A 15,178-nucleotide genomic window follows, 5' to 3' on the forward strand; every position below is an offset into this window, starting at 1 on the left:
CCACATAGCGCTGTTGGTTACGCTTACTGCAAATCAGGCGGGGAAGCTTCGTCGGCCCCCGGAAGGTCCGTTTCAAAGCGCGACGGGGCATCCTCCGCCAGCAGCCCGCGAGTTGCCCGTGCGCTGTACTGCACACGCACCGGCTGCATGCCGGCCTCTGCCAGAAGTGCTACATTCCCGGTGTACGTGTTTGGCGGTACCGGCACCGGCGTGCCTACCTGCACGGCCGACATCAGCCGAAAGGGGAGGGCCTCTGGCGACACCTGGTGGCGTTGGGCCAGTCGTCCAACGGTATCGCCGGCCTGCACGACAACAGACGACTGGGAGCCCAGGCGCGCCTCGTCTTCAGCATAGGCATCGTACGCCTCCGCGAAGGCCGAGAAGGAGCCGTACGGGATGCGCACGTAATAGGGCGTGGTGGAAGCAGGCAGGCGATCGCTCCGCAGTTCAGGGTTGAGCGCTTTAATCTGATCGTGGGGCTCCCCCACCCATGACGCGATCTGATCCAGCGTGAGCACATGGCGCACCGGTACATGGTCGAATGCGTATCGGGGGCCGGTGGGAACGCGTGCCAGGTCGAAGGCCCCCGGATCCGATAGAATCAGGGCGGTTGCCATGAACGAAGGCACATAGTTTCGGGTCTCATCCGGTAGATCGTCGTAGATATCCCAGAACGTGGCCGGACGGCCAAGGCGTTGCTCGGCGCGGCGTGCTGCCTGCTTCACCCGGGAGGGGCGGAAATTGTATCCGGCAAGCGCGAGGTGCCAGTCGCCGAAAAAAGCGTACAGGTCGCGCAGCAGGCGAGCGGCGGCTCGGGTCGACTTCTCCGGATCGCGGCGTTCGTCGACCCACGGGTCAATGGTGAGTCCGTATTGTCGTGCGGTAGCGGGCACAAACTGCCAGAGGCCGGCGGCACGAGCATGGCTGTAGGCAAACGGGTTCATGCCGCTCTCGACGAGCGCCAGGTACTTCAACTCATCGGGCACGCCCTCCTCGGCAAAGATCTGCTCGATCATTGGAAAATACGTGTCGCTGCGCCGCATCCATGGATAGAGATGAAGACGTGCGTTGCGCAGCAGGAACGCGACGCTCTGGCGCACCCTGTTGTTGACTACGATGGGCACCTCGGTGCGCGTCTCTTCTATGCCTGCGGGCAGAGCATCGTCGACCTGAGGCATGGGGCCAGGCTCCTGGTGGTTGAGCGTATCGAAGAGTGCGGCACGCAGCGGGTAGATATCGCCTTCGGGCAGACCAAGCGTATCGGGTACGCCATGATGCGTTTCGTAGGCGTGCCTGAGCGTGCGCACGAGGGCCTCGGCATCGCGGCGCGCCGTAAAGCCGGGGCGTTTCACATATGAGGCTGCTGTATGAAGCGACGCCTCCAGCAGGCGCGTCGTCGCCCGCGTATCGTTTCGTTGCAGCGCTTCCATGCGCTCCGACTGCAGCCGATAGAGCCGGGCCATGACCGCCTGCGCCTCTGCATCCGATATCGAATCGGCAGTGACCGGTACGTTGGCCGACGGGGTGGGCGGCGCGGCGTCTGTTAACCAGGTGTGCACGGTCGAACCAGGCAACTGGGCCTGGTGGGAGGCCACTGCCCCTCCGATGAGCAAGCCAAGCACAACAGAGAGCAGCGCAGTACGGGGCATCTCAGGTGTGGAAGGCGAGGAGGAAGGCATATGCAGAAACGGGGCAGGGAGCGTGGTGCAGACCACCGGTGGCGATAACGCAGAAAGCGCGTCTCACAACAGCGCGCTACAGGTCTTGCGAAGAGGACGAGTCGGTTGACGCGAAGCGCTGCTGGTAGGCGCCGGGCGTGCAGGCTTCGGCCTCCCGGAATGTGCGAATGAAGTGGCTCACATCCGAAAAACCAAGATCGTACGCCACACCAGTAACCGACTGTCCGGGTTCACGCAGCATCGACTTGGCCTGCTGGATGCGGCATGTCGTAATAAACTGAAGGGGCGTGCAGCCCATTTCGTTGCGAAAGTAGCGATACAGGCTCGACGTGCTCATGCATGCCGCTTCGGCGACCTCATCAATGGTAATGCGTCGATGCAGGTTGCGCTTCACGTACTCTACCGCTGCAGCCATTCCATTAGAATCTGATTGCTCAGCGCTATGCGAAAGCAGCAGCGCGCGCGCTTTCGTACGTAGCAGGCGCACAACCAGTTCAGTGATACCCAGGTCGATAAGCGTATCCTTATACGGCCGGTCTTCAGTAAACACCTGCACGAGGCGCCGCGCGGTTTCGTCGACATCGGAGAGGTGGCGGTAGTGAAGCGGCTGAGCATCGCTGTAGCTCCACGGTTCCGATTCAGGTGCACGGGACATATGCTGATTCATGCGGTCGACAACCTGTTGAATGCGATCATGGTCGATCTCAACAGTGAGGCAGGTTGTAGGGGCATTGGGGGCTGCCTCGGGAAAGTCAATGTAGACCGGTCGGCCCGATGGCAGAATGAGCGTCTCATGCGGCATAAAATCGAACGGATCCTGCGAGGTCTCTTCGTCCGAGGCCTTTTCCTGCGAAGCTTCTTCCTTCATAGCATCGGCGGATTCAGAGGACGGCACCGACGCAGAGCGATCAGTCGGATGCCCGGATCCGTCGCCAGGCACGTGCACGACCTTCTTACCACGGATCATGCCACAGATGAGTGGGTGCGGGCGCTGCAGCCGCACAAACGATGCCTTGTTGTATGTATCATAGATCGACAACTCAGCATCAGGGCCGCCAAAGGTCGTACGGTTTTCGATCAGGTCTACAGGCGGATGCGCCGCTCGTATCTCATCTAACTGCTCAGAAAAATCCATGACAACACTCTAAAGAACCTGTACGAAGCGGATTGGGAGTAATATACAACAGTTTGGGAAAATTTAACAAGTAAAGTGTAAAGAAAGAAGGCTATGTTAAGGTTCATCCAGCAGCGCACTGCATAAAGCGCCTTAGCACGCATGTATTGGAAGCGGTTCCATCATACTGTGTGTGCTGTGCTATACGGGCAGGCGCTCTGCGTGTTGTACCGTAAGCTGTATATTTCTGCTCATACCTAACGCCAGTTACCATGGAAACTGTACAGGAAAAAAAAGCCTATGACCGTCCTTCATTTAAGGACACGTATCTAAACTTTATTGGAGGCGAGTTCGTCGAGCCTGAAGGGGGAGAGTACTTCGACAACGTATCTCCGATTGATGGCAAGCCCTTCTGTCGCGTAGCTCGTTCCCGAAAGGCCGACATCGATAAAGCGCTTGATGCTGCACACGAAGCAGCCAAGACGTGGAACCATGTGTCGGCTGCTGAGCGCAGCAACATCATGCTCAAGATCGCTGACGTGATGGAAGACAATCTTGAACTGCTGGCACGGGTCGAGACCGTCGACAATGGAAAGCCTATTCGTGAAACGTTGAACGCCGACTTGCCGCTGGCGATCGACCACTTCCGCTACTTTGCGGGGGTCGTGCGGTCGGAAGAGGGAACGGTGTCGGAACTGGACCGAGACACCGTGAGCATGCAGATTCGTGAGCCGCTCGGCGTGGTCGGGCAGATCATTCCGTGGAACTTCCCGCTGCTTATGGCGGCCTGGAAGCTGGGTCCGGCACTGGCTGCTGGTAACACGGTGGTGCTGAAGCCTGCCGAGCAGACGCCTGTCGGTATTATGGTCTGGGCCGATCTGGTGAAAGACATTCTGCCTCCGGGGGTCGTTAACATTGTGCAAGGGTTCGGCGTCGAAGCCGGCAAGCCCCTGGCGCAGTCGCCTCGCATCGCCAAGATCGCGTTTACCGGCGAAACAACCACCGGTCGCCTCATCCTGCAGTACGCCTCCGAGAACATCACCCGCTCTACGATGGAGCTGGGCGGCAAGAGCCCGAATGTGTTCTTTGAAAGCGTGATGGATGCCGACGATGCGTTCTTCGACAAATGCCTCGAAGGCGCCGCCATGTTTGCACTCAACCAGGGAGAGGTCTGCACCTGTCCAAGCCGTATTCTGGTGCAGGAGTCGATTGCTGATGATTTCCTTGCGCGTGTGGTGGAGCGCACCAAGAACATCAAGGTTGGCGATCCGCTGCATCCTGACACCATGGTCGGTGCGCAGGCGTCCAGCGATCAGTACGAGAAGATCCTGAACTACCTGCAGGTCGGCAAAGACGAAGGTGCTGAGGTGCTGGCAGGTGGCAACGCCTACAACATGGGGGGCGACGGTATGCCGGGCGAAGGCTACTACATCGAGCCCACCATCTTCAGGGGGCACAACAAGATGCGGGTCTTCCAGGAGGAGATCTTTGGGCCGGTCACGTCGGCCACGACGTTCAAAGACATGGACGAGGCCATCGAGATCTCGAACGATACGCTCTACGGACTCGGAGCCGGCGTGTGGACGCGCGACGCGCATGAGATGTACCGCGTCCCCCGTGCCATCAAGGCAGGCCGTGTATGGGTGAACTGCTATCACACCTACCCGGCCCACGCGCCGTTCGGTGGCTATAAGAAGTCGGGCTTCGGGCGCGAAACGCACAAGATGGCGCTCGACCACTACCGCCAGACGAAGAATATGCTGATCTCCTATGACAAGAACGCGATGGGCTTTTTCTAAAGCCCTGGTTCTTGTGCTGCACTAAGCGGCCCTGTTCTACTGTAGATGCTGCACGCCAGACCCGCCTCGTGTGTGGTCTGGCGGCAGCATATGCAGGATTCAACCTGTCGGATGTGTCAGATGCACACGATTCTTTCTATACGTTCTCTCCAATCTCTGTATAACCTGATATGTCTATTCCACGCGTCACGGTCACCGACGAAGCCCGAGCGGTGATCGATGAGCTTCGCGATGATCACGGACCGCTCATGTTTCACCAGAGTGGGGGATGCTGCGACGGCTCACAGCCGATGTGCTATCCGGCCAACGAGTTCAAGGTCGGCACGAGCGACATCAAGCTCGGCGATATTCATGGCTGTCCGTTCTACATCGCACGCGACCAGTACGAATACTGGCAGTACATGCAGCTTACCATTGACGTGAAGCCCGGCCGGGGGGCCAGCTTCTCGATTGAGATTCCGCTCGGCGTGCGCTTTATCACCAAGTCACGCATGTTTGAAGACGATGAGCTCGACAAGGTGGTGGATGTACAAGACGCCGTGCCCGCAGAATAAATCGCTTTTGGGGTGCAGACGCGGTGCGCATCCGCCTTTTTCTTCTATTTCCTGTTTAACTTACGTGTACAACTGACTATGTGTACAACTATGAAAGCTGCGGTTGCCTATGAGTACGGTGGGCCGCTATCCATTGACGAAGTAGAGAAGCCTGATCCCGGACATGATGAGGTCTCCATTCAGATCGAAACTGCTGGGCTCTGCCATACCGATATCCACGCCGTGCATGGCGACTGGCCGGCCAAGCCTAAAATGCCGCTTATTCCCGGTCACGAAGGGGTCGGTATTGTGGAGCGTGCCGGCAGCAGCGTGACCAACGTGAAGGAAGGCGACCGCGTAGCGCTTCCGTGGCTCGCCTACGCCTGTGGCTCGTGTGAGCACTGCATTTCTGGTCGCGAAACGCTCTGCCTACAGCAAGAAAACGCTGGATACACCATCGACGGCTCGTATGCAGAGTACGCTCGAGGATTCGGCAAGTACGTCAACAAGGTTCCTGATGGTGTCGATCCGATCGATGCCGCTCCGCTCACCTGCGCAGGCGTTACCACATATAAAGCGGTCAAAGAGTCGGAAGCTCGTTCGTCTGAACTCGTTGTCGTTTTTGGCATTGGCGGGCTTGGCCATCTGGCCGTGCAGTACGCACGCATTGCGGGGGCTACCGTGGCTGCGGTAGACCTGGTCGATAAGAAGCTGGAGCTGGCCAAAGAGCTGGGCGCCACCTACACTTTCAACCCAAAACACGACGACGTCGTCGAAGAGCTGCAGAAGATGGGAGGCGCGCATGCGGCCATCAGCACAGCTGTTTCACCCAAAGCATTCGAGCAGGCCTACCAGTCGCTGCGTCGGGGCGGACGCCTTGTGTTTGTCGGGCTTCCCGCTGAAAACCACATTCAGCTTCCGATCTTTGAAACCGTGCTGCAGGGGCTTACGATCAAAGGCTCGATCGTTGGTACCCGACGCGATCTCGACGAGGTTTTCCAGCTCCACGCCGACGGGCATACGACCGTGCTCCGCGAAACTCGCACCCTCGACACGGTCAACGAGTCGTTCGACGATGTAATGCACAGCCGCATGGAAAAACCCCGCATTGTGTTCGACTTCCGTTCGAACTAAGCCCGTCTTAAATAGCCCGTCGATAGCCCGTCTAATTTTTCGGCAAACCCGCTGTCGTGTCTTTCGGGATACGGCTGCACTGCCTACGTTGGGCGGTGTGCGTGCCAGCCTGCACGTGCATCGCCCTTTTGTATGACTGCCTGCTGCTATGCAAGATCAACTCCGCCAGCACCTACGCGCCATCCTTGCCACTTACGACGCCGTGCCCGACGACTTTGAGGTCGAGCTGGAGCGTCCGGCCCAACCCGAACATGGCGACTGGGCAACCAACACAGCAATGCGGCTGGCCAGCGTGCTCAAAAACAACCCGCGTGCTATTGCGGAGGAACTGGCCGCGATGCTGCGTGAGCGCGTCGACCCGGCGCGTGTCGAGGCGGTCGAGGTGGCCGGACCCGGTTTCATCAACATCCGGCTGGCCGATACCTACCTCACCGATGCCCTGCAGGCACTCCTCAAAGCCGGTAGCCGCTATGGGCACACCGATACCGGGACAGGCCAAACCGCCATCGTTGAGTACGTCAGCGCGAATCCCACTGGCCCCCTAACCGTGGGACACGGTCGCAATGCGGTTCTTGGGGATACCGTGGCGAACCTGCTTGAATGGACAGGCCATCGCGTTACCCGCGAGTACTACTACAACGACGCCGGCCGGCAGATGCGCGTGCTGGCACAGTCGGTGCGGGCTCGCTACGAAGAGATCGTGTCGGATGTCGAGATGAAGACGCTCACTTATGACGACGGCACGACGGTCGACGTGCCCGTCTCGTTTCCTGACGATGGCTATCAGGGAGCGTACATTACCGACATCGCCCAGATACTGGTTGATGAGCATGGCGCTGCGCTCCTCACGACCGATTCGCTACGCCCATTTCAAGACCAGGCCGAGGCCGTCATCTTCGAAGAGATCGAAGGCACGCTGCAGCGCCTTGGTATTGAAATGGATGACTACTTCAACGAGCGCCGTCTCTACGACGATGAGCGCGTGAGCGAGACCGTAGAGCGCTTGCGCGAAGCAGGGGTTACCTACGAAAAGGATGGGGCGCTCTGGTTTAAGACAACCGACTTTGGCAAAGACAAAGATACGGTGCTTATCAAGCAGACGGGTGAGCCTACCTACCGTACACCCGACATCGCCTATCATGCCGACAAGTTTGAGCGGGGCTACGACGCGATCATTGACGTCCTCGGGGCCGACCACGTGGCCACCTACCCCGACGTGATCAGTGCGCTCGACGTGCTCGGCTACGACACCAGCCGCGTTGAGGTACTGCTCTATCAGTTCGTGACGCTGATTCGCGGCGGCGAACCCGTCAAGATGAGCACGCGCCGCGCAAACTACGTGACTCTCAGCGACTTGATCGACGAGGTGACCCCCGACGTGACGCGCTTCTTCTTTCTGATGCGCAGTGCATCGACGCATCTGGACTTTGATCTGGATCTTGCAAAGGAAGCCAGCGACAAAAACCCGGTTTTCTACCTGCAGTACGCCCATGCACGCATCTGCTCCATTCGCGACAAGGCCGTAGAGGTCGGGCTGGATGCAAGCGGCGACGTTGACCTGACGTTGCTTACACACGACGACGAAACGGCGCTCATTAAGGCGCTTCTTCGCTTCCCCGAGGTGATCGACCGGGCTGCTGCGCAGCGGGCCCCGCACCACGTAGCCACGTATCTGCGCGAGGTGGCTACCGCGTTTTCGCAGTTCTACGGCTCGTGCCACATCATCGGCGAAGACGAAGCGCTCGGTGCCGCGCGCCTGCAGCTGGCCCGTGCCACCCGCACGGTACTGCAGAACGGACTTACCGTACTCGGCATTAGCGCGCCCGAATCAATGTAGCGTGCTGATGGAACAGATTGCGTACCCGGAATGCCGGTACGCGGATCTGTAGGAGTCTGGCCGGGGTCTCCTGTCGAGGTCTCCTGCTCGTGGTTTTCTGTCACGGGGCGTCGAGGCCGCCAAGTGTTGTGGCAAGCAGCAGCACGTGTTCGGCAGCACGAACCAGAGCCGGTACCGATGCCCACTCGTCGGGCGTTCCACGCGCACCGCCGCGGTCGCCGCCCAGCCCAATTGCAGGAGTGCCGCCGGCGATAGCCACATTCATGTTCGAGGAGCCTGCCGGACTCAGGTTGGGGGCCAGTCCGAGCTGCTCGGCGATAGCACGCGAGGTTTGCACCACATCCGAATCCCGAAAGCCCGGAATCTGGCCGCCAGGAACGAGTGTTTCGGGGACGCGCTCGAAACGGATTTCCGTTTCACGCTCCACCGCGTGTAGCACCGAGTCGACAGCGGCTTCCATAGCGCTGATCACATCAGCATCAAGCGAGCGCACGTCGAGCGAGAACCATCCATTGTCCGGCTTGTGGTTGAAGACCGATCCGCTCTGGAGCATGGCGACGTTGAGATGCGTGTTTTGGTCGGCATGCGCTTCAGGGTGAGGCAGCTGTAGAATGCGGTCGACCGCGCGCCCAATACCCTGATTTACATTGGGAAGCCCGCCACGCAGGGTATGCCCGCCGGGGCCCGCTGCTTCCACGCGCCACCAGTTAATGCCAAGTGCGCCGTAGCTAATTGTTGCGCCGTCGCCCAGAATATCGACAAACGCGACTGCGCGATCGCTGTATTGGTCGTAGGCGGCCCGCATCCCTGCAAGTCCTGTTTCCTCTTGGGCGACCGCTGCGAAAACCAGGGTGTGATGCGGGCGAATGGCATGCTCGATTAGGGCCTCGGCTGCTGTGAGCATGGCCACCGTGGTAGATGAGGTGTTGGTGCCCGGTCCAACGACGCGATCGCCTTCAATACGGGGCGGCACATCGGCTGCGGCCTGGTGCTCGGCTACCGTCGCGAGATCGTCGAGCGTAGAGATGAAGACAAGCACGCTATCGGACACGCCCGGGATGACGCCGACCGCGTTGTTGATGTCGGTGACGTGCGCATCCTGCAGGCCGATCTGCACCATGAGGCTGCGCACTGCCTCGGCTCGCTCACGCTCCTGACCGGAAGGGGCCGGGATGGCCCCGAGCGTAGCCAATCGCTCCGCTGCCGGGTCGGCCTGGGCCTGCACGTGTAAGCGAGCTTGCTGTACGGCAGGATGCTGAAGAGCATCGTCGAGCGAGAGCTGAGCCTCCTGGGCGTCAGCAGGTCTGGGCATCACGAGAAGCACGATGCAGAGCAGCAGTGCGGCACGTACGGTGCATGAAGCCGGTGAAGCAGTCCCTGAACCACGATTTAGCATCTCGCATGGGGAGGTATGACAGAAAGAAGACGAATGGTATGCGGGTCTTGTCAGGACGCGTCGGCTGCTGAGGGATCGGGGGCTGCGTGCCGGCTTCCGTCGCCGCGGCCCTCGCTCAGACGCAGCGGCATCGGGTCGGTTACGCTGCCGGTGTAAAGCGTGCGATGCGGGAACGGGATCTCGATGTCGTGCTCATCAAAGGCTGCCTTTACCGCCATCGGGACCTGCGTACGCACCTGCAGAAAGCTATCTGAGACGGCCCATACCGAAAACTGGAAGTTAATCGACGAATCCCCAAAACCGGTAAACATAACGATGGGATTGGGCTCCTCCAGGCACAGCGGGTGGTTTTCGGCGACCTTAAGCAGCACCTTGCGGACGCGTTCCAGGTCTTCTTTATACGCAACCCCGACTTGCAGGTCAAACCGGCGGATTGGGAAACGACGCAGATTTGTGATCTCCGACTTGATCATGGTTTCGTTTGGGATGCGCACGAACAGGTTATCGAACGTACGCAGCTTTACCGAGAGCAGATCGATCGACACGACCTCGCCGGTTGTGCTTCCCACTTTTACGACATCGCCCACCGCGAAGGGCTTCTCGCCCAGCAAGAAAAGTCCGCTAATGACGTTGGAGGCCGACGTCTGCGATGCAAAACCGATGGCCACGGTCAGGATACCCGCCGCGCCAAGCAGGATGCCCAGGTTCATACCCAGGTCAGACAGTGCGGAGGCGATGAACAGCCCGAAGATCACGTAGAACGCGACGCGCTTGATAAGCATCGTCTGATGCGCGTCGCTTTCGTCGGCGATGAAGCGCACCAGGCCACTGCTGGCAAGGCGGGCCAGCACCAGACCAACGACGACTTTTACCGTGGCCCAGAAGACGCCTACGATGCGTGGGTCGCCAATCAGTTCGTTGAGGGTGGACCAGAGAGCATCGATATCCATGCGCAGCGGAGAGCTATAGAGGAAAGAGGGAATAAGGAGGGCGGGCGCGGTTACGAGCCGAAGAGCGATCCTACAGCACTAAACGTACTGATGAACAAGTTGCGCTTGGATGTCTCACGCGGTTCGGCGATACGCGTACAGGAGCCTGCTTCGTCGGGTGTACCGGGTTCTATGTGAACCTGTGCGGCGGGCGTACTGCTGCTGATATTGTCTGGACCGCGGTCAAGCCGAAGGGCCTGGGTCCATAGCGCATGGGCCTCGTTCTCATAGAGAGCGAGGTATGCGGTAGGCACCTGCACGCGTTCAAGCAGCAGGGTGTCGGAAGCCCGGTTGCGAATGCGCAGTGGCGTGATGGCACGATGGGGACGCACAGGTACCTCGCTCAACTGCAACCGCCCCGTTGTGCGTGAGGCGTAGCACAGCTCGCCCTGACGCGTGTTGGTGCCAAACCACGTGTCAGACGGACGCATGGTTGGCATCTGTAGCAGCTTAACGGCAGGAGCATGCACGGTGTATTGTATCCAGAGGGGCGTGCTTACAAACAGGGTAATGGTCTCGCCTGAGACGATGGAGATGGGGTGTTCAGGACGAATGACCACCGGGCGGTCAGCCAGCTGAGGGTGTAAGGCGCAGCGCTCGCTTGTCTCTTTCATACTAAAGCGTTGCACGGTATGCTGCTCTGGTTCGTCCCAGTTAAAGGCGCTCTCGGCATCAGGGGTAAGCGACTCGTATGTGTTAGCGTCAGCCAGCGGGTCTTGGCCTGCATGCTGCGCCACGCGCCACTCTCGCTCCGTACGCATTGCCCAAAACGAAAGCGAGCCGATAGCCCAGTGCGCCATATGGCCAAGTGGAACAGAGTAGTCCCGCCACCAGGGCGATAGAGCGGACTCAGAGACAGTCATAGCAGGAAGCAAGCACAGTCAGGGGAGTGTGGAGATTGCATGATAGTGCTTAGCGCCGGGAAGCGCAATCGACTGCCCGGTAAGGAGGCATAGTAGATGTTCATGACACATTGGACTCTTAGCCTTTACGGCGAGGGCCTCTATCGGTCTTGGGGATATTGGTAGCAAACAAAAAAGACCTGCTCCGGCTGTGATAGCCGAAGCAGGCCAATAGCGTCAGAACCTGCTCAAGTTAGGAAAGTGGTTGAGCGAGGTCTTCAGAACGAAGAACCGAGTGTCTACTACAGGGCTTGCGTCTGCGAGGTCTCGTTTCCTTCGCTATCGGTAACTGTAAGACGTACCTCGTCGGCACCGCCTCGTGTACGCAGCTCATGCTCTCCGCTCGCAGCCGATCCGCTTACGGAAGAGGAAGAAGCGTCGACGACAGATCCCCCACTCAGCAACTCGGTGGTTACATTCTGGAGATCGCCATCCGCGTCAGAGACAGCCCACTGGACCGTAGCGCGCGACCATGGGCCCGTATTGCGGGTGCTCACGTCGAACGTATCAATGGACGGTGCGGAAGCGGTGCTGTCGTCCCCATCATCGGAGCCGTCATCGCTCCCGTCATCGGAGCCGTCATCGCTCCCGTCATCGGAGCCGTCATCGCTCCCGTCATCGGAGCCGTCATCGGAGCCGTCATCGGAGCCGTCATCGGAGCCGTCATCGCTCCCATCATCGGAGCCGTCATCGCTCCCATCATCGCTCCCGTCATCGGAGCCGTCGAGAAGCGTGTACAGCAGGTCGTTATTGGCGGTGTTGGAGCTCGACACGATGCCTTTGGTAGAGGCATCCGCGAGAGCAGCGTAGACGGCATCCGGACCATCAGTCGGGTTGTTTTCCAGGTGCAATGCAGCAGCTCCGGCTACATGCGGCGCCGCCATTGATGTGCCGCTGATGGTGCGGGTATCGGTGCTGCTACCGATCCATGGTGCAGTGATATCTACGCCTGGAGCAAAGATCTCAACGCAGTCGCCGAAGTTTGCAAACGACGCCTTTGTGTCGGTGTCATCCGTTGCACTGACCGTGACAGCCTCTTCGACCCGTGCGGGCGAGTAGTTGCACGCGTCCTGGGCGCGTCCGAGGCGGTCGCCGTTCCCGGCTGCGATGGTGTAAGTAATTCCTGCTGCAACCGATTCGCGAACAGCGTCGTCGATCGTATCGCTGGCACCGCCGCCGAGACTCATGTTAGCGACCGAGGGGCCACTCGCATTGGCTGTTACCCAGTCTACGCCGGCAACGACACTACTCACAGATCCTCCGCCGTTGCAGTCGAGCACGCGCACGCCGATGAGGTTCGTTCCTTTAGCAACACCCCACTCAGCGCCTCCAACCGTACCAGCTACATGGGTACCGTGGCCATTGCAATCTTCGCCATCCTGCCCATCATCAAACGCATCAAACCCATTAACGGCCTGTCCGCCAAAATCAACGTGGTCTGTGCGAATGCCGGTGTCGATTACATAAGAGTCTACGCCTTCACCGGTGGCGGTGTACGTGTACGTGCCATCCAGAGGGAGGTCGCGCTGGTCAACACGGTCGAGGCCCCATGTGGCGCCTTCCTGCGTTGTGCCAACAGCAAACATTTTCTGGTCGGCTTCGACATAAGCAACATTCGGGTTGCGTTCAAGCGCCTCAGCAGCCTGAGGGGACGCTTTAATTGAGAAGCCTTTTACGGCGTGTTCGTATGTGTAGCCAATCTCGCCATTTTGGGAGGCAGCCAGTCGATTTGCAAGCCCAGGTACGTCGCTGACGTCACGATTAAAGACCACAATGTACTGATCGGGAATCGTTTCGCCAGCAGCACTTGGGGCCTGGGCATTCGAAAGATTTTGAGGTTGGGTATCAGGGGCTGTTGCTTGTTCAGAAGATAGCGGAGTATCATCACATCCGGCAAAAACCAGCACCAGGGCCAGTGTGATAAAGGGTATGTAGCGCGTCATGAGAAAGCGTTGTCAGTTGATAAATAAACAAGATCCAGAATGTTAAGACTGGCATGGTGCTGGGAAACCTACGCCGCTCTGGATGCCAATTGTAACGCTATAGTTTCTTAATATCAAGAAACAGGTAAGGTGCGATCAGAAGTTATTACCCATATGTGGTGGTTTCACCATATATTGCTCATTACTTCATGTTGGTGACGTTACAGGATGTGCTTGAGTGATGACCAACTGTCGGTCACGTACAGCAGTAAAACAGTCTGGTAGCGGTAAGTTGTTAAGTGATTGACATGTGGTTTACATCCTCGCATTCCGCTCAAATCCCCTCTTCCTTATTCCGCTTCGCTCCATCAGTCGCCCTGTGGGTTCGTGTCAGGTTTCTCCCCTTGGCTAAAGGGAGATGTCTACAGGATCACGCCTGCGGCGAAGCTCGAAGGCAAAGGGGTTCGAACGAGAAAAATGCGGTATCCATTTTCCCTGTCATTTAGTGTTCTTCCACTACAAACAGTCGTTAAAAGCGGGTTTCTTTCTTTGATATGCTTTTTCACTTGTGCTACAGTTTAGCGATAGAGACGCGTTGTGGCATTGCTGGACTGGCAGCCTACCGGGCGGAATCTTGTGCACATCGTGCGTGGGCAGCTTGCCAGGCCGGCCAGGTGTTCTCATCTGGCAAACGGTAGCGGTTCATCCAGCGGAGGTCGACGAGGTGCTTCATGCGAAGCGCAGCCGGACGCATCCACCAGATTGACCCGGCGCGCCACAGCCCGCTGGCGGTGCCGGTAGACAAGATGAGCGGGGCCACAGAGTACGGCTTGAACGCGCGCAGCCCGGCACTCTGATATGCACGCTCGGGTGGTTTGCCGTCCTGCAAGTGCTGCAGCATGCGATCTACATTATCGGCGAGGAGCGGCCCTTGCTTTACGGCATGAACACCGATACGGGGCAGATCGGTATACCCGCCAACCGCTGCGCAGTCGCCTGCCGCAAACACGCGCGGGGCCGACGGAATCTGCAGCGAGTCGATAACCTTCACAAAGCCGCTGTCGGTGCACGAAAAGGGCGTACGCTGCCAGAACGGCGATCCTACCGAGCCCGTTGCCCACACAAGCTGCGTGCAAGGCAGGCGCGTGCCGTCGTTGAGCACTGCATGTGTAGGCGTGCGGTGCTGCACCCGGCGCCCGGTGTAAAGGCGTCCACCGGCCTCGGCGAAGAGGTTCGCCACCTGCTGGCTGGCGCCCTCAGGAAAGGACGGTATCAGCCGATCGGCGGGCTCCACAACAGACACGGTGCACTGCCGCGGCGCAGTGCGCTGAATACGCGCCTGAATGTTCAGGCCTAACTCGGTTCCCGCAGCGCCACCTCCGGCAACGACCAGATGCTGCGGCGACGTACGCTCGGGCAGCGTACGCAGCCACGCCTCCAGCCGCTCAATTTTGTGCATTGGCTTGGTGGATACAAGCGCCTCTTTTGCTCCGGGCGGGGGAGGCGGGTTTGATGCGCCTATATCGATTACGGCTACGTCGTACGAAATCGTCGAGCCATAGGCCGTGGTTACGGTGCGAGCCGTCGGGTCCATTCGCACGGCACGCCCCTGGTGCCACGTTACACCCGTCTGCTGGCACCAGCCCTTCAGGTCAATGCGCACCTCGTCACTGGAATATACGCCACCAAGGTACTCAGGTACCATGCCTGAATAGTACAGGTAGGGGTGGTCAGATAGCAGCGTGACGGACACACCGCGCTGCTGCCATGCGCGGGCACGTTCAAACAAGGCTACACTGGCGTGTCCGCCACCGACAATAAGAAGCTCCACGGCGTAACTGGGAGTTAGATGAACGGGGATGGAGAGAAGCGA

The 15,178-nt window shown here is 59.1% G+C and carries 11 protein-coding genes; 4 read left to right on the forward strand and 7 right to left on the reverse strand.

Going from position 1 to position 15,178, the window contains the following annotated elements:
• Positions 1–23 precede the first annotated feature (23 nt).
• Together PPP56_RS02910 and PPP56_RS02915 are read right to left on the reverse strand one after the other, a co-directional pair.
• Positions 24–1,679 (reverse strand): lytic transglycosylase domain-containing protein, encoded by a 1,656-nt coding sequence (locus tag PPP56_RS02910; protein ID WP_353562533.1) that lies wholly within the window; start codon positions 1,677–1,679, stop codon positions 24–26.
• 76 nt (positions 1,680–1,755) lie between these two features.
• A complete protein-coding gene (locus tag PPP56_RS02915) occupies positions 1,756–2,814 on the reverse strand; it encodes a helix-turn-helix domain-containing protein (protein ID WP_353562534.1) in 1,059 nt (352 codons plus the stop codon).
• Between the two features lie 251 nt (positions 2,815–3,065).
• Here PPP56_RS02915 and PPP56_RS02920 point away from each other — a divergent pair, with 251 nt between their 5' ends.
• The 4 genes from PPP56_RS02920 (at position 3,066) to argS (ending at position 8,096) form a co-directional block, all read left to right on the forward strand.
• On the forward strand, positions 3,066–4,592 hold the full coding sequence (locus PPP56_RS02920; protein ID WP_353562535.1) for an aldehyde dehydrogenase family protein: 1,527 nt from the start codon (positions 3,066–3,068) through the stop codon (positions 4,590–4,592).
• Positions 4,593–4,762: 170 nt separating this feature from the next.
• Entirely contained in the window at positions 4,763–5,146 is a 384-nt protein-coding gene (locus tag PPP56_RS02925) for a DUF779 domain-containing protein (RefSeq protein ID WP_353562536.1), read from the forward strand.
• A 90-nt stretch (positions 5,147–5,236) separates the two neighbouring features.
• Positions 5,237–6,259 (forward strand): alcohol dehydrogenase AdhP, encoded by a 1,023-nt coding sequence (adhP, locus tag PPP56_RS02930; protein WP_353562537.1) that lies wholly within the window; start codon positions 5,237–5,239, stop codon positions 6,257–6,259.
• Positions 6,260–6,407: 148 nt separating this feature from the next.
• The gene (gene argS, locus PPP56_RS02935) at positions 6,408–8,096 is read left to right on the forward strand and encodes an arginine--tRNA ligase (protein WP_353562538.1); all 1,689 of its coding nucleotides are present in this window, start codon (positions 6,408–6,410) and stop codon (positions 8,094–8,096) included.
• 100 nt (positions 8,097–8,196) lie between these two features.
• Here argS and PPP56_RS02940 read toward each other — a convergent pair whose 3' ends face one another.
• The 5 genes from PPP56_RS02940 to PPP56_RS02960 form a co-directional block, all read right to left on the reverse strand.
• On the reverse strand, positions 8,197–9,408 hold the full coding sequence (locus PPP56_RS02940) for a M20 family metallopeptidase (RefSeq protein WP_353562539.1): 1,212 nt from the start codon (positions 9,406–9,408) through the stop codon (positions 8,197–8,199).
• A gap of 134 nt (positions 9,409–9,542) precedes the next feature.
• Positions 9,543–10,442 (reverse strand): mechanosensitive ion channel family protein, encoded by a 900-nt coding sequence (locus tag PPP56_RS02945; protein WP_353562540.1) that lies wholly within the window; start codon positions 10,440–10,442, stop codon positions 9,543–9,545.
• A 50-nt stretch (positions 10,443–10,492) separates the two neighbouring features.
• A complete protein-coding gene (locus PPP56_RS02950) occupies positions 10,493–11,344 on the reverse strand; it encodes a DUF432 domain-containing protein (RefSeq protein WP_353562541.1) in 852 nt (283 codons plus the stop codon).
• 281 nt (positions 11,345–11,625) lie between these two features.
• Positions 11,626–13,326: a S8 family peptidase gene (locus PPP56_RS02955; protein WP_353562542.1), complete on the reverse strand. Its 1,701-nt coding sequence runs from the start codon at positions 13,324–13,326 to the stop codon at positions 11,626–11,628.
• 598 nt (positions 13,327–13,924) lie between these two features.
• On the reverse strand, positions 13,925–15,136 hold the full coding sequence (locus tag PPP56_RS02960) for an NAD(P)/FAD-dependent oxidoreductase (RefSeq protein WP_353562543.1): 1,212 nt from the start codon (positions 15,134–15,136) through the stop codon (positions 13,925–13,927).
• Positions 15,137–15,178: the final 42 nt, after the last annotated feature.

It is taken from the genome of Longimonas sp. (genome assembly GCF_040409695.1).
Lineage (GTDB): Bacteria > Bacteroidota > Rhodothermia > Rhodothermales > Salinibacteraceae > Longimonas.